Here is a 22733-nt window from a genome sequence, read left to right as displayed (position 1 = left end):
GGCGTTCGCTCTCGCGGGCACGTTCCTGCTCACCAGCGCTCGATGATCGTCGCGTTGGCCATGCCGCCGCCCTCGCACATGGTCTGCAGCCCGTACCGGCCGCCGCTCGCCTCGAGTTGTCCGAGCAGCGTTGCCAGGAGCTTCGTGCCGGATGCACCGAGCGGGTGACCGAGCGCGATGGCACCGCCTCGCGGGTTGAGACGAGCGTCGTCCACGCCGAACTCCCGCTGCCACGCGAGCGGCACGGACGCGAACGCCTCGTTCACCTCGAACGCGTCGATGTCGTCGATGGCCAGTCCGCTGCGGTCGAGGATGCGGCGCGTCGCAGGAAGGATGCCGGTGAGCATCTCGATCGGATCACTCCCGACTGCGGCGAACGACACGAACCGGGCGCGGGGCGTGAGACCGAGTTCGAGCGCGCGGACCTCGCTCATGATGAGCGCGGCCGACGCACCATCCGTGAGCGGTGACGCATTGCCGGGTGTGATGCGCCATGCGATCTCCGGGAAACGGGCGGCGAGACGCTCGTCGTGGAAGACGGCGGGCAGGCTCGCGAGTCCTTCGGGGGTCGTCCCGGCCCGCACGGTCTCGTCAGTAGTGACCACCGAGCCGTCCGGCAGGGTCACGGCGACCACCTCGCGGTCGAATCCACCCGACGCCCAGGTGGCCGCGGCTCGCTCGTGCGATCGGGCTGCGAAGGCGTCGAGCTCGTCCCGACCGAGGTTCCAGCGCGCCGCGATGAGCTCGGCCGAGATGCCCTGCCCGACGAGTCCCTCCGGAAAACGGGCGCGGAGCTCGGCGCCGAACGGGTCGGCCCCGACGACATTGGAGCCCATCGGCGCGCGGCTCATCGACTCGACGCCGCACGCGATGACGACGTCGTTCCCGGCGGCCATGATGCTCTGCGCGGCGAAGGTCGTCGCCTGCTGGCTGGAGCCGCACTGCCGGTCGATCGTCGTGCCGGGCACCTGCTGGGGCAACCCTGCGGCGAGCGCCGCGTTCCGCGCGATGTTCTGGCCCTGCTGACCGGCCTGGGTGACGCAGCCTGCGTAGACGTCCTCGACGACGGTCGGGTCGACGCCGGTGCGTTCGACGAGCGCTCGGATCGTGCCGGCGAGCAGGTCGACGGGGTGCACGGCGCTCAGCGCGCCGCCCGGCTTGCCGCGCCCGGACGGGGTCCGGATCGCGTCGACGATCACCGCAGTACGCATGGCCATCTCCCTCGAGGTCTGCGCCCCACACTATGCCCGTGGTCGGTCGGGCGCGGCCGCGGTTGTGGACACCGGACAACTTCGCCCCGCGATCTGCGCACCGGCCCTTCGACAAGCTCAGGGGGCGAACCCACACCCACACCGACCCCTCGACAAGATCAGGGGGCGAACCACCCCGCGCGCCGGCCCCTCGACAAGCTCAGGGGGCGAGCTCTCGCACTCACCGAGCAACCTCCCGCTCACCGAGCCTGTCGAGGTGCCACCGCTGCAGCCCACGTACCATTGGACGGTGGCCGACCCGAAGATCCTCCTGTACTACGCGTTCGCGCCCCTGGCGGACCCCGAGGCGATCCGGCTCTGGCAACGCGACCTCTGCGAGTCGCTCGGGCTCCGCGGTCGCATCCTCATCTCGAAGGACGGCATCAACGGCACGGTCGGCGGCGAACTGGACGCCTGCAAGCTCTATGTCCGCAAGACGAAGGAGCACCCCGCGTTCCGCGACCTGGACGTGAAGTGGAGCGACGGCTCCGGTTTCGACGAGGACGACACCGTCCGCACCGCGAGGCACCGTCCGGCACCGTGGCGCCGCAGCTCGGACTTCCCGAAGCTCAGCGTGAAGGTGCGCAACGAGATCGTCTCGTTCGGTGCGCCAGGCGAACTCACCGTGGACGAACACGGTGTCACCGGCGGCGGAGTGCACCTGCAACCGACCGAGCTGCACGACCTCGTCGCGGAGCGCGGCGACGACGTCGTCTTCTTCGACGGCCGCAACGCGTTCGAGGCGGAGATCGGTCGTTTCGCCGGCGCCGTCGTCCCCGACGTCGCGACAACCCGCGACTTCGTGGCCGAACTCGACAGCGGCAAGTACGACCATCTCAAGGACAAGCCCGTCGTCACGTACTGCACGGGTGGGATCCGCTGCGAGGTCCTGTCGGGTCTGATGCGTTCGCGCGGCTTCGGTGAGGTGTACCAGCTCGACGGCGGCATCGTCCGCTACGGCGAGCAGTTCGGCGACGACGGCCTCTGGGAGGGTTCGTTGTACGTGTTCGACAAGCGCGGTTCGCTCGAGTTCAGCGATCACGCCGCCGTCATCGGTCACTGCGTCGTCTGTGATGCGTCGACGAAGCAGCTGCAGAACTGTGCCGACCCGTCGTGCAAGACGCAGCTCGTCGTCTGCGAGGCGCACGTAGACGGTCCTGACGGCGGTCCGCGCTGCGCCGCCCACGACCTGGCGGCCACGACCGCATGACGGCGGCCTTCACCTGCCGCACCGAGCTGGACGCAGCACCGGAGCGCGCGTTCGAACTGTCGCGCTCCATCGACGCCCACCTCGGTTCGATGGCGAACACCGACGAGCGAGCGGTCGACGGCGTGACGAGCGGCCTGATCGGGCTCGGCGAGACGGTCACGTGGCGGGCACGCCACTTCGGCGTCGTGTGGACGATGACGAGCCGCATCACCGCGCTCGACGCACCGCGGACCTTCACCGATGAGCAGGTGCGGGGGCCGTTCGCGGACTTCCGGCACGTGCACGTGTTCGAGCCGCTCGAGGGTCCCGGAGGCCGGGACGGGACGCTGATGCTCGACCACATCGCGTTCGCGGCACCCCTCGGCCCGCTCGGTCTCATCGTCGAACGCGTCGCGCTCACCAGGCACCTGCGGCGGCTGATCGAGTCGCGGAACGCGTGGTTGGCGAGCACACTTCGACACGCTCAGTGAGCGGGACGGAACGCCGTCCCCTCACCTTTCCCCGAGCTTGTCGCGGGGCACCGAAGTAGCTCGATGTCGAGACAACCCCTCGCGGTCCTTCGATCCATCCGCTGACGCGCAGCCGCCCCTGCCAAGATGGACGCATGGGTGCTCGCACGAAGTCGAAACTGGCCATCATCGGGGCGGGAAGCGTCGGTTCGTCCCTCGCCTACGCCTCCCTCATCCGCGGTAGCGCCCGCCGGGTGGCGCTCTACGACATCGACGGCAAGCGGGCATCGGCCGAGGTGCTCGACCTTGCGCACGGCACGCAGTTCACCGGTTCCAGCAGCATCACGGGCGGAGACGACATCTCCGTGGTCGCCGACGCGGACGTCGTCGTCATCACTGCTGGCGCGAAGCAGGAACCCGGGCAGACCCGACTCGAGCTCGCGGGCACGAACATCGCCATCCTCGAGAAACTCCTCCCGAAGCTCGTCGAGCAGGCACCCGACGCCGTCTACATGCTCGTCACGAACCCCTGCGACGTCCTCACCGTCGCCGCGCAGCGCATCACCGGCCTGCCGAGTGAGCGCGTGTTCTCCTCGGGCACCGTCCTCGACACCTCGCGTCTGCGGTGGTTGCTGGCCGAACGTGCCGGTGTCGCGACCTCGGCGGTGCACGCGCTCATCGTCGGCGAGCACGGCGACAGTGAACTCCCGCTGTGGTCCCAGGCGACCATCGGCCCGGTACCGATCCTCGATTGGGAACTGCCCGACGGTTCGCACTTCACCGAGCTGCAGCTGGACGAGATCGCGCAGGACGTGCGCACCGCCGCGTATCGCGTCATCGAGGGCAAGGGCGCGACCAACTACGCGATCGGCCTCTCGGGCGCCCGCATCGTCGAGGCCATCCTCGGTGACGAGCACGCGATCCTCCCCGTCAGTACGGTCCTCGACGGGTACCACGGCGTGAGCGGTGTCGCACTGTCGGTCCCGAGCATCGTCGACCGCACAGGCATCCGGAGCGTGCTCGACGTCGCGATGTCGCCTCGCGAAGAGCAGCAGTTCGCCGACTCCGCCACCGCAGTGCGCGACTCCCTGGCCTCGCTCGGCCTGTAGGCTTCCCCGGATCTCCCCCGCGCGGGTGAGGCGCAGGACGGGCACCGCCCACTAGCGTGGGGATACGAGGCGCGGATCCGGCCACGCCCGTGGGGAGGCACCGGATGACTGCAGGCGTGACGATCGAGTTCGACGGACTCTCGAAGACCTTTGGTGCGGTGCAAGCCGTCGACCAGCTGACGTTCCACGTGGAACCGGGCAAGGTCACCGGTTTCCTCGGCCCGAACGGCGCCGGCAAGACCACGACGCTGCGGATGCTGCTGGGCCTCGTCAAGCCGACCTCGGGCACCGCGACCTTCGGCGGCGTGCCGTACGAGAGACTGCCGGTCCCAGCGGCGACCGTCGGGGCCGCCCTCGAAGCAGCGAGCTTCATCCCCGGTCGCACGGCCCGCAACCACCTGCGTGTGCACGCATCGGCCGCCCGGCTCCCGGCCAGCCGCGTCGACATCGTGCTCGCCCAGGTCGGACTCCTCGAGGCCGCCGATCGGCGCGTCGGCGGCTACTCGCTGGGTATGCGTCAGCGCCTCGGGCTCGCCACGGCACTCCTCGGCGACCCCGGTGTCCTCGTCCTCGACGAACCGATCAACGGGCTCGATCCAGAAGGCATCAAGTGGATTCGCGGATTCCTCACCGCCCTCGCGAACGAGGGACGCACCGTCCTCATCAGCTCGCACCTGCTCAGTGAGGTGCAGCAGTCGGTCGACGAGGTCGTCATCATCGCGAAGGGCCGCCTCGCGCACGTCGGCACCCTCGCGAGCCTCGACGCCGCAGACACCCTGCGGGTCGTCGTGAACTCGCCCGAGCATGAACGCCTCGCCGCGGCCCTCGACGCCGCCGGCTACCTCTACGACGAGGCGCGCTCCGGCCTGATCGTCCACGACGTCGAGGCGATCGACATCGGACGCACGGCTCTGGCTGCCGGGATCCCGCTCAGCGCACTGTCCAGACATCGATCGGGGCTCGAAGACTCGTTCCTTGCGCTCGTCAGCGGCGGGGAGGACCACGCATGAACTCACTCATGGCGGCCATCCGCTCCGAATTCCTCAAGGTGTTCACCACCCGCGTGTGGTGGGGGCTCGCGATCATCCTCTTCGCCTACGTCGGGCTCGTCGCAGCAGGTGCGGCACTCCTGTTCGCGAACATCCCGGGCGCAGCGGGCTCGAGCGGGGCCGGTGGTGCTCAGGCCACCAGCGAGATGCTCACCCAACCCGGTCTCATCTACGGCTTTGCAACGAGTATCGGTTACGTGTTCCCGGTGCTGCTCGGCGCCCTCGCGACGACGGGTGAGTTCCGACACCAGAGCCTCACGCCGACGTTCCTCGCCAATCCCAATCGCGGCCACGTGCTCGTCGGGAAGATCCTCGCCCTGACCGGCGTCGGAGCGCTCTACGGTGTCATCGCACTCGTCGCGTCCGTGGGCCTCGGCGGCGGGGCGCTCGCGATCAGCGGTGTCGACCCGCTGCTCACCGACTCCGACACGTGGGCGCTCATCGGCCGGGCCGTGCTCGCGATGGCGTTGTGGGGCGCGATCGGTGTGGGGCTGGGGGCCGTGTTGCCGAGCCAGGTGGGTGCCATCATCGTCGTACTGGCGTTCACGCAGTTCGTCGAGCCACTGCTGCGATTGGCCGCGTCGTTCTCCGAGGTGACGGCTTCCATCGGCCGCTTCCTCCCGGGTGCCGCGACGGATGCGCTGGTCGGGCCGAGCTTCTACACGATGATGTCCGCGCAGCAGGATCCACTCACCTGGTGGCAGGGCGGCCTCGTCCTGGTCGGGATCGCGGCCGTGATCTCGCTCATCGGCTACGCGACCACCTGGCGCCGCGACGTCACCTGACGCTCCGTGCGGCGGAGCCTCCCGGCTGCCCCGCTCCCCGGGTCTGCCGAGGGGCCCGGCCTCACCCCCGCGCTTCGACACGCTCGGCGACCGGACGACTGCGCAGGCCGGGACGGGTACACCTCCGAGAGGGGAACGCCCGGGCGTAGGCTCGTCGGAGAGCCAACAGCCGGCGGTCACGTCGGAGACGGGAGCACCATGGGCCGCGCGTACGTCGTCGAGCAGATCGAGCACGAGGGCGCGAAGCCCACCAGGTCCGTGGAGCTGCGGGAACTCGCAGACACCGCCCTGCCGGACGCAGCCGTCACAGTCGACGTCGAGTTCTCCAGCATCAACTACAAGGACGCCCTCGTGCTCACCAGTAGGGCCGGCGTGGTCCGGGAGTTCCCGATGGTCGCCGGCATCGACCTCGTCGGTGTCGTCGCCGCATCGAGCGATCCGTCCTGGAGTCCCGGCGACCGGGTCGCACTCTTCGGCGACGGACTGAGCGAGACCCGCTTCGGCGGACTGTCCGAACGCGCGAAGGTCCGGCCCGACGCCCTCGTGCGCGTGCCCGACCACGTGTCGAGTGCACAGGCGGCAGCGATCGGCACCGCCGGTTACACGGCGGCGCTCTGCGTCCTGGCGCTCGAGCACGGCGGTCTCGCGACCGGCGGTGTGAAACCAGGGGGTCTGCCGGTGCTCGTGACCGGTGCAGGCGGCGGGGTCGGGAGTGTCGCCATCGCGCTGCTCGCCGCGGCCGGCTTCGATGTCGCAGCGTCCACCGGCAGAGTCGATGAGCTCGGTGACGCCCTCCGTCGCCTCGGCGCGACGTCCATCGTCGACCGCGCCGAGTTGTCCGAGGCCGGGCGCCCGCTCGCCTCGCAGCGCTGGGCGGGAGCAGTCGACTCCGTCGGCGGACAGACGCTCGCGACGGTACTGTCGCAGGTCGAATACGGCGGAACGGTCGCTGCGTGCGGCCTCGCCGGTGGCCCTGACCTCCCGGCGACGGTCATGCCGTTCATCCTGCGCGGCATCACCCTCGCCGGCGTCAACTCCGTCGACGCGCCGCTGCTGCTGCGTCAGTCGGCATGGGAGCGCGTCACGACCGCGCTGGACCTCGACGTACTCGACTCGCTGACCGAGATCGTGTCGCTCGCCGACGCTGCATCGGCAGCCGAGCGCGTCATCGCGGGCTCCGTCCACGGTCGGATCGTCGTCGACGTCCGCGCCTGATCCCGATCACCCGCCGACCTTTCTCAGGAACGCCCCGGCGCGTCGCCGCTGCCCCACGAGCAGCCGGCCCGACACGCCGCAAGACTCCTGAGTTAGGGAAGGGAAAGAGAGGTCTCGGACAGGCGGGAACGCGACAGCGGCCGGTGCCCGAAGGCGACCGGCCGCTGTCGAGCGGACTCCTGAGTCCTAGTAACCGGCGGTCGACATCATCGAGCCGACGGTGACGAAGTACAGGATCGAGCCGATGATGCCCAGCACGAGGAGGATCGCGCCGATGATGACACCGATCTTCGCGAGCTGGTTCGGGTAACCGGCAGCCTTCGACTGGTTCTGGGCGACGATGCTCAGGATCAGGCCGACGAGCGGCACGACGATCGCGAGGATGAGGCCGACGAGGCCGAGCGTCTTGCCCGGGTAGTCGGCGGGAAGGGCGGCAGGCTGCTGGCCGGACTGGTACTGGGGAGCGTTGGTCATGATGGTTCCTCTCGGGATGGTGGTTGCGTCAGGGACGCGAGCCAACAGTAGTGGGTTATCCGACTGAAATGGGATGGGGAGAACTCCCCAATCCCAGCCGGGCCAGGAGACTACGGGCAGGTGATGGTGGTCGCGCCGTCGGTGTGCACACCGCTGCCGAGCGATGCGCAAGCCTCGTTGAAGGCGGCCGCACCGATCGAGATCGCAACGATCGTGATGATGATCGCGAGCACGATGAAGATGATCGACAGGATGAGACCGACCTTCGCGGGGGTGTTCTTCACGCCCGCGCCCTTCGACTGCACGAGCGCGACGATGCTCAGGATGAGACCGATCGGCGTCGCGACGAATGCGAGGATCAGGCCGACGATCCCGAGGGTCTTGCCGACGGTCGCGTCGCCGGACGCAGCAGCACCACCCGAGTACGCCGGAGCCGCGCTGTACGGCTGCTGCGGCGGCTGTGGTGCCTGCGGCGGCTGGCCGGGGTAGTCACCGGGAGGAGGAGTCGTCATGACGGTGGTCCTTTCGAGCAGACGGAAGCGCTCCAGTCGAGCGGCCCCAGAATACCCGTCACATGCCGTTTTGTACCCTATTCGAGTCAAACAAATGCAAATCGCCTTGACCAGCTACGACTTCGCGCTCGCCCCCGACAACCACCGCAGCTCAGGACAGCTTGAGCGCTTCGATGAGTTCCGGGCCGCGGCGGGTCGTGATGATGAGCCGCGAGTAGTCCGTGTCTTCGAGGTCGATCACGACGGACGGCTTCGTGCCCTTCACGACGAGGAAGTCCTTGCCGCCGTGGAACTTCCACTGGCCGATCGCCAGCGTCAACGGGATCGCCGTGCCAGGGGCGCGGATGCCCCGGACCCAGATCCACGGGTCGTCGGTGATGGTGGCAGAACGGATGCTCGACCGCGGGACGACGACGTTGCTCTTCCGGAGAGACAGCGCCTTCTCGGAGGCGGACAGCTCGATCTCCAGTCGGTCGGGGTGCAGACGCAAGGAGGCCATGTCTCTAGTCTGCCAAGGTGCACCGACGTTCGCGTTGCCGGAAGTTCACAAAGCGGTAACGCATCGATTGTTCACAGGCTGATGCGAGCCGTGCTCGCGCGCTGACGATTGCTGGAACGTCTGGCGAACTCCTAGCGGACAGCCGCAGCAGCGGCACGCGCTGCACCCGGCAACGCGTCGACGATGCGGGAGATCGCCTCGTCGTCGTGTGCTGCCGAGACGAACCACGCCTCGTACACGCTCGGCGGCAAGGACACCCCGGCGTCGAGCATGCGGTGGAAGAACGCCGGGTACCGGAAGGCGTCCTGACGGAGCACGCTCGCGTAGTCGGTCGGTGCGGTCTCGGTGAACGCGAAGGAGAACAGGTTGCCTGCGCGCTGCACGGTGTGCGCGACACCCGCCTCCGTGAGCGCACCGGACGTCGCCTCCGAGACGATGGCGGCTGCGGCGTCGACCTTCCGATAGACGTCCTGGTCGGCGAGGCGGAGGGTCTCGATGCCGGCGGCGAGCGCGACGGGGTTCCCCGACAGCGTTCCTGCCTGGTATACCGGGCCGAGCGGCGCCAGGAGGTCCATGAGTTCGGCCCGACCGCCGAGCGCTGCGAGTGGCATGCCGCCACCGATGACCTTGCCGAAGGTGAAGAGGTCGGGCTGATACACGCCGATCGGGATGCTGATCGCGCCCGTCGGGTTCGCGACGGCGTGGTTGCCGGCCTCCCAGTCCTCTGCGCCCGGCTCGGGCACCGTCCCGGGCGCGACCGCCGCGAGGCCGCGGTTCTCGAGCCCCCACCAACCGGCGGAGGACACACGGAACCCGGTGAGGACCTCGTCCATGATGACGAGCGCGCCGTGCTCGTGCGCGAGCCGGATGACGGCCGCGTTGAAGCCGGGTGCCGGCGGGACGACACCCATGTTGGCGGAGGCCGCCTCCATGATGATCGCGGCGATGTCCGCGCCGCGCTCGGCGAAGACCTCTCGGAGCGCTTGCCGGTCGTTGTACGGGACGACGATCGTCTGGGCGGCGGTCTCGGGCGTGACACCGGCCGAACCCGGCAGCGCGAGCGTCGCGACGCCGGAACCGGCCTCGGCGAGGAGACCGTCGGAGTGCCCGTGGTAATGCCCGGCGAACTTCACGATCAGGCTGCGACCGGTGGCACCGCGAGCCAGACGGATGGCCGTCATCGTGGCTTCGGTCCCTGTGGACACCATGCGCAGCTTCTCGATGGGGGCGACACCGGACGCCTGCACGCGTTCCTTGACGAGCTCCGCCAATTCCGTCTCGGCCGGCGTGGACGCACCGAACGACAGACCGCGGGCGGCGGCCGCCTGCACGGCCTCGACGACCTGCGGGTGGGCGTGGCCGAGGAGCGCGGGCCCCCACGCGCTCACGAGGTCGACGTACTCGAAGCCCTCGGAGTCGGTGATGTACGCGCCCTTCGCCGACACCATGAAGCGGGGTGTGCCGCCGACGGATCGGAAGGCTCGGACGGGCGAGTTCACGCCACCCGGGATGGAGCGCTGTGCTCTCGCGAACTGTGCGTCGTTCATCGTCTTCCTCCTGCACGCAGACCGCGTGACTCATCCAGCCAGGCAGCGAGCTCCACGGCCCAGTAGCTCAGTACGGCCTCGGCGCCTGCCCGTTTGATCGACAGCACCGACTCCTCGATGGCCCGACGACGGTCGATCCATCCCTGTTGCGCAGCCGCTTCGATCATCGCGTACTCCCCCGACACCTGGTACGCCCAGACCGGGATCGACACGGTGGCGGCAACGTCGGCCAAGACGTCGAGGAAGCTGCCGGCGGGCTTCACCATGACGATGTCGGCCCCCTCCGCCTCGTCGATGAGTGCTTCGCGCAGGCCTTCGCGCCGGTTGGCCGGGTCGAGCTGATAGGTGCGGCGGTCGCCCTGCAGCTGCGAATCCACAGCCTCGCGGAAGGGGCCGTACAGCGCCGAGGCGAACTTCGCCGAGTAGGCGAGGACGATGGTGTCCTCGAAGCCGGCGAGGTCGAGCGTCTCGCGGACCGCGGCGACCTGGCCGTCCATCATGCCGGAGAGGCCGAGGAGCGCCGACCCCGCCTCCGCCTGCGCGACAGCCATGTCGCGGTAGCGCTCGAGCGTGCGGTCGTTGTCGACGCGACCGCGGGCGTCCAGGACGCCGCAGTGGCCGTGGTCGGTGAACTCGTCGAGGCACAGGTCGGTCTGGACGACGAGGGCGTCACCGACCTCCGCGACCAGCTCGCGGGTCGCGACGTTCAGGATGCCATCGGGGTCGGTCGCGCCGGAGCCCACGGCGTCGCGCTCCTCGGGCACGCCGAACAGCATGACACCGCCGATACCAGCTGCAGCCGCGTCGGCCGCCGCCCGGCGAGCGCTGTCCAGTGTGTGCTGCATGACCCCCGGCATCGAGGTGATCTCGACGGGCTCGGAGATACCCTCGCGGACGAACATCGGGAGCACGAGCTCCGCCGGCTCGAGTCGCGTCTCGCTGACGAGACGACGGATGGCCGGCTGCTGCCGGAGACGACGGGGGCGGGTCTCGGGAATGCTCACCCCTCAACCCTACGCGGGCACCGCGCCCCGTGCTGACCTGCCCGGAACAGGTGGGTCGTCAGGGGATCCTGTGCAACCCGATGGTTCGGGACTACTCGCCCTGCGCGAGCGCGACGGCGACGATCGCCTCGATGAGCGAGTCGACCGTCTGCTGCTCGGCGACGATGTCGACGCGGAGACCGTACCCGCGGGCGTCGCGCGCGGTCCGTGGACCGATCGCGGCGATGACCGTCGTCTCCGGGATCTCCCGGAACTGTGTGCGCACCTGCTCCGCGACGCTGCCCGAGGTGATGAGGATCGCGCGGACCTTGCCACTGGCGACGTCGCCGACGATCTTCTCCGTCACCGGCACGCCGACCGTGCGGTACGCGACGACCGACTGGACGTCGTGCCCGGCGGCGATCAGGCCCTCGGTGAGCAGCGGCTTCGCGATCGCCGAGCGCAGCGTGAGGATGCGCTTCGGGTGCGGTTCGAGGGCGGTGAGCTCCTGCACCATGCCTTTGGCCGAGTTGTCCTTCGCCGGCACGAGGTCGACGCCATAGCCGACGGCGGTGAGGGCTGCAGCGGTCGTCTCGCCGACGGCGGCGACCCTGGTGGTGTCGGGGATGCGGATGCGCTGCGAGGACAGGACGTCGACGGTGGTGGCGCTCGTGACCGTCAACCAGTCGAACTCACCGGCTTCGAGCGCGGCGAGCGCTGCTGCGAGGGTGTCTGGATCGTCGGTGCTCGCGAAGTTGATCATCGGGGCGACGACGGGCGCTCCACCCTTGCCGCGGACGGTGCCGGCCACGGAGTCGCCCCACGGGCCGCCACGTGGCACGAGCACACGCCAACCGCCGAGGGGTTTCGTCGCGGTCGGCACGGTGATGGGGGTGGTCCAGTCGTTCACGCAGCGCCTCCCAGCGGTGCGAAGTCGGCGGCGCCGGCCTCGATGAGCTCGTCGGCGAGCGCGACACCGAGGGCGTCGGCCGCCTGCAGCAGCTCGCGCCCGTGTCCGTCGCCGGAGAAGCCCTCTGCGTGGCTCTCCAGGTGGATGGTCTTGGTGCCGTCGAGCGAGTACACGGCAGCCTGCAGCACGAGCACCTCGTCGTCGAGCCAGGCAGCGGCACCGACGGGCGCCGAGCAGCCTGCCTCGAGGCGGCGCAGCACCGCCCGCTCCGCGGTGGCCTGCCAGCGGCTCTGCGCGTGGTCGAGCAGCGCGATCGAACCGGCGACGGAGGAGTCGTCGTCGTCCAGGCATTCGACGGCGAGTGCACCCTGACCGGGAGCCGTGGGCCAGGTGTCGAGATCGAACAGGCCGGTCACGGCGTCGAGTCGGCCGAGGCGGGTGAGGCCCGCCGCGGCGAGGACGACGGCGTCGAGGTCGTCGTCGATGCGGCGAAGACGGGTGTCGATGTTGCCACGGATGTCGACGACCTCGAGGTCGGGGCGGACGCGCTTCAGCTGCGCGATGCGGCGTGGCGAACCGGTGCCGATGCGGGCACCGGCCGGAAGCTCGTCGAGCGAACGGCCGTCGGAGGCGCACAGGGCGTCTCGCGGGTCTTCGCGCATGGGGATCGCGGCGATCGTGAAGCCGTCGGTCCGAGCGGTCGGGAGGTCTTTCAGCGAGTGCACGACCAGGTCGCAGGCGCCGTCGAGGAGGGCGTCGCGGAGCGCGTTGACGAACACACCGGTGCCGCCGATCGTCGACAACGACTCACGACTCGTGTCGCCCTGGGTGGTGACGGTCACGATCTCGATGTCCTCGCCCGTCGCGGCCGTGAGGGCGTCGGCCATGTGGCCGGTCTGCGCCAGCGCGAGGGCACTGCCGCGGGTTCCGATGCGCAGGGTCATGGGGCGATCCCGGAGAACGCCGGTTTGAATCCCAGCCGGGCGTTCTCGCAGCACCCGGGTCGGCAGACGTCGTACCAGGGACCGAGTTCGGTCATCGCGGGACGATCCTCCACCGGGATACCGTCGCGTCGCTCCAGGACGAGGTCGATGAGGCCCCTGACGTAGGCAGCCGAGGTTCCGGGCGTCGGGACGCGGACCGCGGACAGACCGTGCTCACCCGCCGTCTCGATGGCCTCGTTGTCGAGGTCCCACATGACCTCCATGTGGTCGCTCACGAAGCCGAGCGGCACGATGATGACCGCCTTGCGGCCCGCTGCGGGCAGCTCTGCGATGGCGTCGTTGATGTCGGGCTCCAGCCACGGCATGCTCGGCGGTCCGGAACGGGACTGGTAGACGAGCTGCCACGGCACGCTGATCTTCACGTCATCGACCGTGCCGTCGTCGGCGGCGCCGCCGAGGACACCCGCCTCGCGCAGCTGGTCGATGGCGTTCGCCATGACGACCTCGGCCACCGCGAGGTGCTGGGCCTCGTACGCGCCGTGGTCGCCGAAGTTGCGGAAGTCCGGCCCCGACCTTGCGGCGTCGCCGGTGGGGATCGAGTGCGTCGCGAACAGCACCTCGATCTGCGTCGTCGGGTCGAGCTCGGGCTGCTCGCGCAGGTACTCCGAGATCGCGTCGCGGACGCCGTCGATGAAGGGGTTCACGAATCCTGGGTGATCGAAGAACTGACGCACCTTGTCGATCTGGATCTCGCCCTCGAGGTTCGTCTCGTCGACGGCGATCGCGAAGTCCTCGCGGTACTGACGACAGCTCGAGTACGAGGAGTATGCGCTCGTGGCGACCGCGATGAGCTTCGTGAAGCCGCGCTCGTGCGCCTCGGTGAGTGCATCCCGCAGGTAGGGATCCCAGTTGCGGTTGCCCCAGAGCACCGGGAGGTCGATGCCGCGCGACGCGAGTTCGAGCTCCAAGGCCGCCTTGAGTGCACGGTTCTGGTCGTTGATGGGGCTCACACCGCCGAAGTGACGGTAGTGGTGGGCCACCTCCTCGAGGCGTTCCTCGGGGATGCCGCGACCACGCGTGACGTTGCGGAGGAAGGGGATGACGTCGTCCTGGCCCTCTGGACCGCCGAAACCTGCGAGGAGGATCGCGTCGTACGCGGTCGGCTCGGTGACGTGCTCCGGTCCTGAGGCTGCTGCGTCGGTCGCGCCGGGGACGATGCGTTCAGCACTGTCCGAGCCGCTGCTGCCGAGGTTCATCGCGGCCATCAGCGGACCACCTCGAGCGCCTCGACGGGCGTGATGCGACGGCCAGTGAAGAACGGGACCTCTTCGCGCACGTGACGGCGCGCCTCGGTGTTCCGGAGATCGCGCATGAGGTCGACGAGGTCGACGACGTCATCGGCTTCGAGGGGCAGGAGCCACTCGTAGTCGCCGAGGGCGAACGAAGCGACGGTGTTCGCCAGCACGCCGGTGAATGCCGCGCCCTGCCGGCCATGCTCGGCGAGCATCTTGCGACGCTCCTCTTCCGGCAGCAGGTACCACTCGTAGCTGCGCACGAACGGGTACAGGCAGAGCCAACCCTTCGGCTCGATGCCACGGAGGAAGCCGGGGACGTGCTGACGGTTGAACTCGGCGTCGCGGTGGACGCCCATGGCGTTCCACGTCGGCGCGAGCGAACCCAGGATCGCGGTGCGGCGGAGCTCGCGGAGCGCTGCCTGCAGCCCCTCGGCGGTGTCGCCGTGCAGCCACAGCATCAGATCGGCGTCGGCGCGGAGGCCCGAGACGTCGTAGATGCCGCGCAGGGTCACACCTTGCGCCTCGATGATGGCGATGGATGCTTCGAGTTCGGAGACATGCTCTTCGCCGAGCGGCAGCGCAGTCGCCGGCTCGCGGCGCAGGACAGCCCAGAGGGTGAATCCTGAGGGGCCAGTCGGGGTGGCTGAGTCGGTCGGGTGGTGCGATGCCTCGGCAGAGGCCGGGTGAGTCATAGTCCTATCCTCACCCAGTTCTCCCGATTGGGCAAAAGGGGCAGGTCACGATTGACACCGACCCGTCGCTACAGTCGAAGCATGAGCACCGCACAGCCACCCGTCGAATACCACGTCGCGCGGGCGGCCGACATGGACCCGGTGATCCTCTCCCAGGCGCTCAAGATGCCCGTGACGCGCCGGGCTGGCACGCGTCCCGGTCCCTGAGCCTGCCGACGGGCGCACCTCGACAAGCTCGGTGACCGGGTGCCGCTCGGCGACGGGTGGGCGGAGGGCTCAGGACGTCGGGCGCAGCGGGTCGTCCTCGGCAAGCTCGACGACGATACGCCGGTCGCGGATGCATAACGACAAGGCACTGGTGCGAGGACACCCGCCGCCGGTACAGTCCGAGGACTCCTCAGGGGCGACTGCAGTACGGGGCTGGGTGCATGGACTGGTTGTGGGATCTGGACGTCATCGACGGTCCATTGGTGTGGGTGCTGTACGCCCTGAGTGCCGCCGGTGTCCTGTACCTGTTCATCCGTCGCCGGGGCCCGCTCTGGTATCTGAGCGCGGTCATCGCGATCCTCCTCGGCGCACTGATCGCGGTGGCGACCGTGTGGTTGCTGTTCGACGTCCTCGACCTCTTCGGCGGCCCGTTGCTGGTCGCCGCGATGCCGTGGCTCCTCGGGACGTTCGCCGCGATCGCCCTCGCGATCCTGACGATCTGCTGGCGGGTCACGTGGAAGCGCCGCGTGCTCGCCATCGTGTGCATCCTGGTCTTCGCTGCGACGGGCGCGATCGGTGTCAACGGGGCGTTCGGACTGCAGACGACGCTCGGTGCGATGTTCCACGTCGGTACCGGCAAGCCCGTCGACCTCGTGCACCCGCCCAGCACTCCGACGCCGGATCCGAGCCGGCCTCTGTACGAGACCTGGAAACCACCGGCCGACATGCCGAAGACGGGCCGGAGCGGGCCGCTCCCCGCAGACCAGCAGGTCCCGAACACCGCCTCCGGCTTCCCTGCCCGCCCCGCGCAGATCTACTATCCGCCTGCAGCGCTCGTGCAGGACCCGCCGCCGCTGCCCTTCGTCCTGATGATGATGGGCCAGCCCGGTGACCCCGAGGCGAAGTGGATCGGCGGAGCCCTCGACGCCATCGCCGCCGAGCACGACGGACTCGCGCCCATCGTCCTCGTCGTGGACCAGCTCGCCGACCCCACGAAGGACCCGCTCTGCATCGACGGCAAGCTCGGCAAGGTGGAGACCTACATCACGCAGGACGTCGTGCCGTGGGTGACGAAGAACCTGCACGTGCTCCAGGGGCGTGACTTCTGGACGGTCGCCGGGTACTCCTCGGGCGGAGGTTGTGCACTCTACTACGGCGCGAAGTACCCGCAGACCTTCGGCAACATCATCAGTGTCTCGGGCGAGGAGTACCAGGGGTCCGACGTCGCCGCCGCGAACCTCGCCTCGATGTTCGACGGCGACCAGGCCGCCTACGACGCCGTCAAGCCGACGACGATCATGGCGTCGCAACGCTACGCCGACACCTGTGCATTCTTCTCCGCGGGTACCGCGGATCCGGTCTACCTCGACGCCATGCAGCGCAACGCCAAGGCGACCGAGGCCGCCGGGATGGTGACGCGCACCTTCGAGGTGCAGGGTGGCGACCACGGCGTGAGCTCGCTGACCGGCGGACTCGATCAGACCCTGCGCGCCCTCTATCCGAGGCTCGGACTCCAAGCACCATGACCGAACACCGATCCACGCCGCCCATCGAGCAGATTGCAGAGCCCATGACCACCGAACCAGTGCACACGCATGCCCTGACCACCGATCAGATCCGCCAGGCGTTCCTCGACCTCATGGTGGAGAACGGGCACGTCCGGATCGTGCGTTCGCCGCTCATCCCCCGCGACGACCCGACCACCCTCTTCACGGGCAGCGGCATGCAGCCGCTGCTCCCGTACCTCCTCGGCGAGGAGCACCCGGCTGGCACCCGACTGACCGACAGCCAGACGTGTCTGCGGGCGCAGGACATCGAGGAGGTCGGCGACAACCGTCACACGACGTTCTTCGAGATGCTCGGCAACTGGAGCCTCGGCGACTACTTCAAGGAGGAGCAGATCCCCCAGGTATGGACGTTCCTGACGGAGCGCGTGGGACTCGATCCGCACCGCATCTACGTGTCCTGCTTCAGCGGCGACGAGGAGCACGGGATCCCGAAGGACGAGGAGTCCGCGACGATCTGGAGCCGACTCTTCACCGCCGCCGGAGCCGAAGCCGACCATTTCGACGCCGGCACGGAGGAGCGTGCGGCCGAGGTCGGCACCGACGGCGCGCGCATCGTGTTCTACAGCAAGAAGAACTGGTGGTGTCGCGGCGGCAGCGCGGCAGACATGCCGGTCGGCGAGCCGGGCGGCCCGGACACCGAGATCTTCTACCTCTTCCCCGACGTGGAGCACGATCCGGCGTACGGAGCACACTGCCACCAGAACTGCGACTGCGGCCGCTTCATCGAGCTCGGCAACTCGGTGTTCATGGAGTATCAGCGCACGGATTCCGGCTTCAGCCCGCTGCCCCGACGCAACGTCGACTACGGCGGCGGTCTGTCGCGCATCGCTGCGGCCGCGATGGGTACCTCCGACGTGTTCCGCACGGGGCTGCTGTGGCCGATCATCGAGCGGCTGGAGGAACTCTCCGGCCACTCCTACGAGGAAGAGACGCGAGCCATGCGCGTCATCGCCGATCACCTCCGCGGAGCGGTGTTCCTGGCCGTCGACGGCGTGCAGCCGAGCAACAAGGCGCAGGGGTACGTGATGCGACGCCTCATCCGTCGCGCGGTCCGCTTCGCGTTCGACCTCGGGCTGCAGGAGAACTTCCTGCCGGACGTGGTGCCGACGATCGCGGGCATCTACGAAGCGCACTTCCCCGAGGTCGCCGATCACGCCGAGTACGTGGAGGCCGTCCTCGCGAAGGAGGAGAAGTCGTTCCGGCGGACGCTCCGCAAGGGCATCGCCGAACTCGAAGGCTTCCGGGACTCCGGCGTCACCGGTGCGGAACTGTTCCTGCTGTACGACACCTTCGGCTTCCCGATCGAGTTGTCCGTCGAGGAGGCGAACCGTCAGGGCATCGAGCTGAGCGAGGCATGGCGGGCGGAGTTCGACGAGCACATGGCGGCGCAGCGGGCGAGGTCGCAGGCGACGACGACGCTGCACGTCTGAGTCCGATGCGTCAGGCACCCAGGAGCGTCCGCGTGGTGACGATCACCGCGTGGATCGGCGGCATGCTGAGCATCCTCGGCGGGCTCTTCGTGCTCTGGGTGGCGGCACTGCCCACCGATGAACTGCTGCGGGACGACATCCTGGGGCTCGGCGTGTTCGAGATCGGCCTCGGTCTGACGCTCGTGCTCGCGGCGTCCGGGCTGCCCGGCCGGCATCGCGCGGCGCGGATCGTCGTCACCGTCGTCTCCGGGATCATGATCGCGCACACCGTGATCGCGGCGCTGCTCGGGCTGCCGCTCGGTTGGGTACCGACTGCGCTCTGCGCTGTCGTCATCGTGCTGCTGTGGGCGGGGCCGGCGAGGAGGCACTTCCGGAGGCCTGAGCCAGCAGACGGTCGGTGACACGGTCGATGAGGCCCCCGAGCCACGCGGCACCCACACCGGAGGCGATCACCGTGCCCTCGATCAGGAGCGTGTACGTGCCTGAGGTGACCGCCCCGATGTCGAGCGCGCTCCCCGCGATCGGCGGCAGCAGCACCACGAGGAACGCGATCCATCCGAACCGGCGCCCTCTGACGATGAACCAGCCGCCGAGTGCCACGACGAGCGTGATGAAGCCCTGGTTCAGGACGAACTGCCAGAAGGCGATCGGGTGCACGATACTGCCTGTCCCGCGCTCGATGCCGAGCGTCGCCCAGGTGAAGAGCACCGTGCAGGCCAGGGTCACGGCCGCGACCCGGCGAGCGCCGTCGACCGGCATGATCACGAAGGCGGCGACATAGAGCCCCATGATCGTGAGGAACTGCACGACGTTCACGAGCGGCACGTCGGTTCCAAGCGATCCGGCGTAGTTGGACGCCTGGATGAAGGCGGAGAAGTCCGTCGCGATGTTGAGGTACGCGGCGAAGAGCACACCGACGAGGGCGGCGCCGTAGCGGGCGCCCCGGTCGAACCGGATCCGGTCTGCCATGAGCAGAACCTAACGCACCCGGCGCACGAAGTCAGCCCCGCGCAGGCCTTCGGACCGGGGATACACTGAAGCAATTTCTTGCACATCCGGGGGTCTGCATGGGCGAACGACACGACGGCACAGCGGCCGGTGCCGGTCTCGAGCGTGCCGACGATCCCGAAGCCGTCGAGATGTCGACGGGTGCCTCACGACGCGATTTCCTCCGCCGCGCCGGCCTCGGCGCTGCCGGCCTCGCGATCGGCGGTTCGGCCGGTGCCGCGGCGACCGCCGCCCTGACCATCCACCCGCCGGAGTTCGCCCCGCTCCCGAAGCGCAGCGCGCCGGGCTTCGACCACGTCGTCGTCGTGATGTTCGAGAACCGCAGCTTCGACAACATGCTCGGCTGGCTGTACACCAAGGACGAGAAGCCGACCTCGGCCGACTTCGACGGTCTCGCGCAGGGGGACTATTCGAACCCCGCGCCGGACGGTACGCCGATCCCCGCGCACGTGTACGAGGGCACCACCGACGTCATCATGCAGCAACCGCAACCCGACCCGGGTGAGCACTTCGTCCACGTGAACACGCAGTTGTTCGACACGGTCGACCCGCCCGGCAACGCCGACATCCGGAGGAACGGCCAGCTCCCGCCGTACAACGCACCGGCGGCGGGCACGAAGCCGAACAACCAGGGTTTCGTCAACGACTTCATCATCAACTTCCGGCACGCGCGGGGCACGGAACCGAAGGCCGACGACTACCGGGTGGCGATGGGCGGCTTCAGCCCGGAGATGATGCCCGTGCTGTCGACACTCGCCCGGGAGTTCGGCGTCTACGACCACTGGCACGCGGCCGTCCCGTCGCAGACCTTCTGCAACCGCCTGTTCTTCCATGCCTCCACCTCGCACGGCTTCGTCACGAACCACGGCGGCGACAGTTACTACAAGTGGATCAACGGCCCGGCGGCGGCGACCGTCTTCAACCGTCTGGAGGCGGCCGGCGTGTCCTGGCGCGTCTACTACGACGGCTCCCAGCTCGTCTCACTGACGGGTATGCTCCACGCGCCGTCGCTGCAGCCGTACTGGAAGAGCAACTTCCGCGACATCGAGCAGTTCGAGGCCGATGCTGCGAACGGCGATCTCCCGGCGTACTCCTTCGTGGAACCGCGCATGGTGTTCAACCACAACGACATGCATCCGCCGTGGGGATCGACCGTCGATGAGGCGACCCTGCGCCTGAGCGACGGCGAGAAGGTGCACATCTACAACAGCGCCCTGTCCGACGTCCGAGCGGGCGATGCGTTCGTCCACCGCGTGTACGAGGCGATCCGCACGTCGAACGCACCGAAGGGCTCGAATGCGATGAACACGGCGCTCGTGTTCACCTTCGACGAGCACGGCGGCACCTTCGACCACGTCGCGCCGCCGGCGGCCGTCCCGCCCGACGATTCGGGACCAGGGGAGATGGGGTTCCTCTTCGACCGCCTCGGCCTCCGGGTCCCGACGATCGTCGTGAGCGCGTACACGGCGAGGAACACCGTCATCCACGACGAGATGCACCACGGATCGATCATCAACACGCTGGGCCGGCTGCACGGGCTCAAGCCGCTCACCCGGCGTGACGACGAAGCGAACCCGATCTTCAACGCAGTGAACCTCACCGAGCCCCGCCAGCCGTACACCTGGCCGACGCCGCAACCGCTCTACCTCCCGAAGAACCCCGAGGCCGGGGGCGCGCAGAAGGCCGCGAAGCAGCACCACTCGCGGCGGCTCTCGGCTCCCGGCGAGGGTCTCACCGGTCTCCTGCTCGCGCGATTCAACCCGGGCAGTAAGGCTCCGACGACCTACGGCGAGGCCTACGACGCGATCTACACCTACGGCAACGGCCTCTTCGGGAGTTTCGACACGTAGTCACGACCGACGGCCGCGCCGGATCCTCGGCAGCGCCCGACCATCCACCGGAAGGACGCTCCATGCCCATCGCCAGCGTGACCCGCGAGCAGATCGTCAGGCTGCAGACCCTGTCGCCGTTCGAGCTGAAGGCCGAACTGCAACGGATGGCGGGCGAGCACGAGTCACGCACGGCGTTCCAGATGCTCAACGCCGGTCGGGGCAACCCGAACTTCATCGCGTCGACGCCCCGCGAGGCGTTCTTCGCGCTCGGCCAGTTCGCGCTCGCCGTGTCGCGGGAGAACGCCGAGTGGGACCCCGAGCTCATCGGTGTGCCGGAGAAGGACGGCATCGCCTCGCGGTTCGAACGCTGGCTGGACGAGCATGTGGGCGAGCCCGGCATCGCCCTGCTGCGCGGTACCCTCGACCATGGTGTGGAGCAGCTCGGGTTCTCGCCGGACTCGTTCGTCTGGGAACTCGCGGACTCCGTCATCGGCGACCACTACCCCTCCCCCGACCGCATACTCCGGCACACCGAGGTGGTCGCCCGCGAGTACCTGGTGCAGGAGCTGTGCGCCGGCGTCGCCCCGGAGACACCGTTCGACCTCTTCGCCGTCGAGGGCGGCACGGCCGCGATGTGCTACCTGTTCGACTCGCTCGTCACCAACCGGATCCTCAGCCCCGGCGACCGCATCGCGATCATGACGCCCATCTTCAGCCCCTACCTCGAGATCCCTGAGCTCCCCGACTACGACTTCGACGTCGTGCACATCACGGCGAGCACCGTCGACGAGCGCGGCGTCAACACCTGGCAGTACCCGCCGGAGCAGATCGAGCGGCTCCGCGACACCTCGATCAAGGCACTCTTCGTCGTGAACCCGTCGAACCCGCCGTCGGTGCGGATGGCCGAGGACACCATGCAGCTGCTCTCCGAGGTCGTCCGCGAGCACAACCCGCGCCTCGCGATCATCACCGACGACGTCTATGCGACCTTCATCGACGGCTTCCGCTCCCTCATGGCAGAGCTGCCCCGGAACACGATCGGCGTGTACTCCTACTCGAAGTACTTCGGCGCCACCGGCTGGCGGCTCGGGCTCATCGCCGTGAACCGGGACAACATCTTCGACGAGGCGATCAGCGCCCTCGACGAGGCGGATCAGGTGCGGCTCGATCGACGCTACGGCACGCTCACGCTGCACCCGCGGGAGATCCGGTTCATCGACCGTCTCGTCGCGGACAGCCGGTCCGTCGCGCTCAACCACACTGCGGGCCTATCGCTCCCCCAGCAGTGCATGCTGCTGCTCTTCTCGACCTACGCCCTGCTCGACACCGGGCAGCACTACCGGCAGACCGTCCAGCGGCTCATCGCACGCCGACTGGGGATGCTGGCCGAGGGGATGGGAGTCACCTTCCCGGACGACCCGAACCGCGTCGGCTACTACGTCGAACTCGACCTCCTCGCCTATGCCCGCCGCCACTGGGCTCCGGGGTTCGCGAGCTACCTCGAGGCGAACTACGAACCGACGGACATCCTCTTCCGACTGGCCGAGCAGACGGGCATCATCCTCCTGAACGGCGGCGGCTTCCAGGGGCCGGCGTGGTCGATCCGTGTCTCCCTCGCGAACCTGCGCGACGAGGACTACGCGCAGATCGGCAGGAGTCTCCGGGCTGTCTCACTGCAGTACCTCGCCGAGTGGGAGGGTGAATCCGACGACGCTCCAGCACGGACGCACGACAGCGGAGCAGTCCACGGACTCTGACCGCCTCG

The 22733-nt window shown here is 68.9% G+C and carries 23 protein-coding genes; 12 read left to right on the top strand and 11 right to left on the bottom strand.

The genetic code is table 11. The features are described from left to right. Positions 1–29: 29 nt before the first annotated feature. Entirely contained in the window at positions 30–1211 is a 1182-nt protein-coding gene (locus ABMA10_RS01505) for a thiolase family protein (RefSeq protein WP_347870019.1), read from the bottom strand. A gap of 289 nt (positions 1212–1500) precedes the next feature. Here ABMA10_RS01505 and ABMA10_RS01500 point away from each other — a divergent pair, with 289 nt between their 5' ends. The 6 genes from ABMA10_RS01500 to ABMA10_RS01475 all read left to right on the top strand — a co-directional run bounded on the left by ABMA10_RS01500 (position 1501) and on the right by ABMA10_RS01475 (position 7067). Next, positions 1501–2460 carry a rhodanese-related sulfurtransferase gene (locus ABMA10_RS01500; protein WP_347870018.1) on the top strand — a complete coding sequence of 320 codons (960 nt, stop codon included), beginning with the start codon at positions 1501–1503 and terminating at the stop codon, positions 2458–2460. Further along, entirely contained in the window at positions 2457–2930 is a 474-nt protein-coding gene (locus ABMA10_RS01495; protein WP_347870017.1) for an SRPBCC family protein, read from the top strand. The genes ABMA10_RS01500 and ABMA10_RS01495 overlap by 4 nt, the downstream gene beginning before the upstream one ends. Before the next feature lie 134 nt (positions 2931–3064). Next, on the top strand, positions 3065–4018 hold the full coding sequence (locus tag ABMA10_RS01490) for an L-lactate dehydrogenase (RefSeq protein WP_347870016.1): 954 nt from the start codon (positions 3065–3067) through the stop codon (positions 4016–4018). Positions 4019–4122: 104 nt separating this feature from the next. Further along, positions 4123–5028: an ABC transporter ATP-binding protein gene (locus tag ABMA10_RS01485; RefSeq protein WP_347870015.1), complete on the top strand. Its 906-nt coding sequence runs from the start codon at positions 4123–4125 to the stop codon at positions 5026–5028. Next, positions 5025–5852, top strand: a complete 828-nt coding sequence (locus tag ABMA10_RS01480; protein WP_347870014.1) for an ABC transporter permease — start codon at positions 5025–5027, stop codon at positions 5850–5852. Before ABMA10_RS01485 ends, ABMA10_RS01480 begins: the two co-directional genes overlap by 4 nt. 198 nt (positions 5853–6050) lie before the next feature. Next, positions 6051–7067 (top strand): MDR family oxidoreductase, encoded by a 1017-nt coding sequence (locus ABMA10_RS01475; RefSeq protein ID WP_347870013.1) that lies wholly within the window; start codon positions 6051–6053, stop codon positions 7065–7067. A gap of 186 nt (positions 7068–7253) precedes the next feature. On the opposite strand, the gene ABMA10_RS01470 is transcribed toward ABMA10_RS01475, so the two are convergent. From ABMA10_RS01470 to hemQ, 9 genes are all read right to left on the bottom strand, one after another. After that, positions 7254–7541, bottom strand: a complete 288-nt coding sequence (locus ABMA10_RS01470) for a hypothetical protein (RefSeq protein WP_347870012.1) — start codon at positions 7539–7541, stop codon at positions 7254–7256. Between the two features lie 110 nt (positions 7542–7651). Further along, the gene (locus tag ABMA10_RS01465) at positions 7652–8053 is read right to left on the bottom strand and encodes a DUF4190 domain-containing protein (protein WP_347870011.1); all 402 of its coding nucleotides are present in this window, start codon (positions 8051–8053) and stop codon (positions 7652–7654) included. Between the two features lie 151 nt (positions 8054–8204). After that, positions 8205–8552 (bottom strand): hypothetical protein, encoded by a 348-nt coding sequence (locus tag ABMA10_RS01460; protein WP_347870010.1) that lies wholly within the window; start codon positions 8550–8552, stop codon positions 8205–8207. Between the two features lie 131 nt (positions 8553–8683). Continuing rightward, on the bottom strand, positions 8684–10099 hold the full coding sequence (gene hemL / locus ABMA10_RS01455; protein WP_347870009.1) for a glutamate-1-semialdehyde 2,1-aminomutase: 1416 nt from the start codon (positions 10097–10099) through the stop codon (positions 8684–8686). Further along, complete coding sequence (gene hemB, locus ABMA10_RS01450) at positions 10096–11103, bottom strand: porphobilinogen synthase (protein WP_347870008.1); 1008 nt, start codon at positions 11101–11103, stop codon at positions 10096–10098. Before hemB ends, hemL begins: the two co-directional genes overlap by 4 nt. 91 nt (positions 11104–11194) lie before the next feature. Next, a complete protein-coding gene (locus tag ABMA10_RS01445; RefSeq protein WP_347870007.1) occupies positions 11195–11992 on the bottom strand; it encodes a uroporphyrinogen-III synthase in 798 nt (265 codons plus the stop codon). Beyond that, the gene (hemC, locus tag ABMA10_RS01440; RefSeq protein ID WP_347870006.1) at positions 11989–12936 is read right to left on the bottom strand and encodes a hydroxymethylbilane synthase; all 948 of its coding nucleotides are present in this window, start codon (positions 12934–12936) and stop codon (positions 11989–11991) included. The genes ABMA10_RS01445 and hemC overlap by 4 nt, the downstream gene beginning before the upstream one ends. Then, entirely contained in the window at positions 12933–14201 is a 1269-nt protein-coding gene (locus tag ABMA10_RS01435; protein ID WP_347870005.1) for a ferrochelatase, read from the bottom strand. The genes hemC and ABMA10_RS01435 overlap by 4 nt, the downstream gene beginning before the upstream one ends. After that, the gene (gene hemQ, locus ABMA10_RS01430) at positions 14201–14923 is read right to left on the bottom strand and encodes a hydrogen peroxide-dependent heme synthase (protein ID WP_347870004.1); all 723 of its coding nucleotides are present in this window, start codon (positions 14921–14923) and stop codon (positions 14201–14203) included. Before hemQ ends, ABMA10_RS01435 begins: the two co-directional genes overlap by 1 nt. A gap of 81 nt (positions 14924–15004) precedes the next feature. Between hemQ and ABMA10_RS01425 the strand changes: the two genes are divergently transcribed. The 4 genes from ABMA10_RS01425 to ABMA10_RS01410 all read left to right on the top strand — a co-directional run bounded on the left by ABMA10_RS01425 (position 15005) and on the right by ABMA10_RS01410 (position 18529). Beyond that, positions 15005–15130: a hypothetical protein gene (locus ABMA10_RS01425; RefSeq protein WP_347870003.1), complete on the top strand. Its 126-nt coding sequence runs from the start codon at positions 15005–15007 to the stop codon at positions 15128–15130. Positions 15131–15351: 221 nt separating this feature from the next. After that, complete coding sequence (locus ABMA10_RS01420) at positions 15352–16656, top strand: alpha/beta hydrolase-fold protein (RefSeq protein ID WP_347870002.1); 1305 nt, start codon at positions 15352–15354, stop codon at positions 16654–16656. Positions 16657–16700: 44 nt separating this feature from the next. Continuing rightward, a complete protein-coding gene (locus tag ABMA10_RS01415; RefSeq protein WP_347870001.1) occupies positions 16701–18128 on the top strand; it encodes an alanine--tRNA ligase-related protein in 1428 nt (475 codons plus the stop codon). Positions 18129–18160: 32 nt separating this feature from the next. Next, a complete protein-coding gene (locus tag ABMA10_RS01410; RefSeq protein WP_347870000.1) occupies positions 18161–18529 on the top strand; it encodes a hypothetical protein in 369 nt (122 codons plus the stop codon). On the opposite strand, the gene ABMA10_RS01405 is transcribed toward ABMA10_RS01410, so the two are convergent. Beyond that, positions 18459–19097 carry a hypothetical protein gene (locus ABMA10_RS01405; RefSeq protein ID WP_347869999.1) on the bottom strand — a complete coding sequence of 213 codons (639 nt, stop codon included), beginning with the start codon at positions 19095–19097 and terminating at the stop codon, positions 18459–18461. The genes ABMA10_RS01410 and ABMA10_RS01405 overlap by 71 nt on opposite strands. 98 nt (positions 19098–19195) lie before the next feature. Here ABMA10_RS01405 and ABMA10_RS01400 point away from each other — a divergent pair, with 98 nt between their 5' ends. Together ABMA10_RS01400 and ABMA10_RS01395 are read left to right on the top strand one after the other, a co-directional pair. After that, complete coding sequence (locus ABMA10_RS01400; RefSeq protein ID WP_347869998.1) at positions 19196–20986, top strand: alkaline phosphatase family protein; 1791 nt, start codon at positions 19196–19198, stop codon at positions 20984–20986. A 62-nt stretch (positions 20987–21048) separates the two neighbouring features. After that, positions 21049–22725, top strand: a complete 1677-nt coding sequence (locus ABMA10_RS01395) for a bifunctional aspartate transaminase/aspartate 4-decarboxylase (protein ID WP_347869997.1) — start codon at positions 21049–21051, stop codon at positions 22723–22725. Positions 22726–22733 lie beyond the last annotated feature (8 nt).

The sequence above is a fragment of the Plantibacter sp. RU18 genome (assembly GCF_050613355.1).
Classification (GTDB): domain Bacteria; phylum Actinomycetota; class Actinomycetes; order Actinomycetales; family Microbacteriaceae; genus Plantibacter.
This window is presented reverse-complemented; position numbering and strand designations above follow the sequence as displayed.

Bases quoted from the DNA above. Each gene is read 5' to 3' on its own strand.
- ABMA10_RS01485 (WP_347870015.1), top strand. From the start codon at position 4,123: ATGACTGCAGGCGTGACGATCGAGTTCGACGGACTCTCGAAGACCTTT.
- hemC (WP_347870006.1), bottom strand. From the start codon at position 12,936: ATGACCCTGCGCATCGGAACCCGCGGCAGTGCCCTCGCGCTGGCGCAG.
- ABMA10_RS01460 (WP_347870010.1), bottom strand. From the start codon at position 8,552: ATGGCCTCCTTGCGTCTGCACCCCGACCGACTGGAGATCGAGCTGTCC.
- ABMA10_RS01405 (WP_347869999.1), bottom strand. From the start codon at position 19,097: ATGGCAGACCGGATCCGGTTCGACCGGGGCGCCCGCTACGGCGCCGCC.
- ABMA10_RS01490 (WP_347870016.1), top strand. From the start codon at position 3,065: ATGGGTGCTCGCACGAAGTCGAAACTGGCCATCATCGGGGCGGGAAGC.
- ABMA10_RS01425 (WP_347870003.1), top strand. From the start codon at position 15,005: ATGAGCACCGCACAGCCACCCGTCGAATACCACGTCGCGCGGGCGGCC.
- ABMA10_RS01435 (WP_347870005.1), bottom strand. From the start codon at position 14,201: ATGGCCGCGATGAACCTCGGCAGCAGCGGCTCGGACAGTGCTGAACGC.
- ABMA10_RS01395 (WP_347869997.1), top strand. From the start codon at position 21,049: ATGCCCATCGCCAGCGTGACCCGCGAGCAGATCGTCAGGCTGCAGACC.
- ABMA10_RS01505 (WP_347870019.1), bottom strand. From the start codon at position 1,211: ATGCGTACTGCGGTGATCGTCGACGCGATCCGGACCCCGTCCGGGCGC.
- ABMA10_RS01415 (WP_347870001.1), top strand. From the start codon at position 16,701: ATGACCACCGAACCAGTGCACACGCATGCCCTGACCACCGATCAGATC.
- hemL (WP_347870009.1), bottom strand. From the start codon at position 10,099: ATGAACGACGCACAGTTCGCGAGAGCACAGCGCTCCATCCCGGGTGGC.
- ABMA10_RS01480 (WP_347870014.1), top strand. From the start codon at position 5,025: ATGAACTCACTCATGGCGGCCATCCGCTCCGAATTCCTCAAGGTGTTC.
- hemQ (WP_347870004.1), bottom strand. From the start codon at position 14,923: ATGACTCACCCGGCCTCTGCCGAGGCATCGCACCACCCGACCGACTCA.
- ABMA10_RS01475 (WP_347870013.1), top strand. From the start codon at position 6,051: ATGGGCCGCGCGTACGTCGTCGAGCAGATCGAGCACGAGGGCGCGAAG.
- ABMA10_RS01495 (WP_347870017.1), top strand. From the start codon at position 2,457: ATGACGGCGGCCTTCACCTGCCGCACCGAGCTGGACGCAGCACCGGAG.
- ABMA10_RS01470 (WP_347870012.1), bottom strand. From the start codon at position 7,541: ATGACCAACGCTCCCCAGTACCAGTCCGGCCAGCAGCCTGCCGCCCTT.
- ABMA10_RS01400 (WP_347869998.1), top strand. From the start codon at position 19,196: ATGGGCGAACGACACGACGGCACAGCGGCCGGTGCCGGTCTCGAGCGT.
- ABMA10_RS01465 (WP_347870011.1), bottom strand. From the start codon at position 8,053: ATGACGACTCCTCCTCCCGGTGACTACCCCGGCCAGCCGCCGCAGGCA.
- ABMA10_RS01420 (WP_347870002.1), top strand. From the start codon at position 15,352: ATGGACTGGTTGTGGGATCTGGACGTCATCGACGGTCCATTGGTGTGG.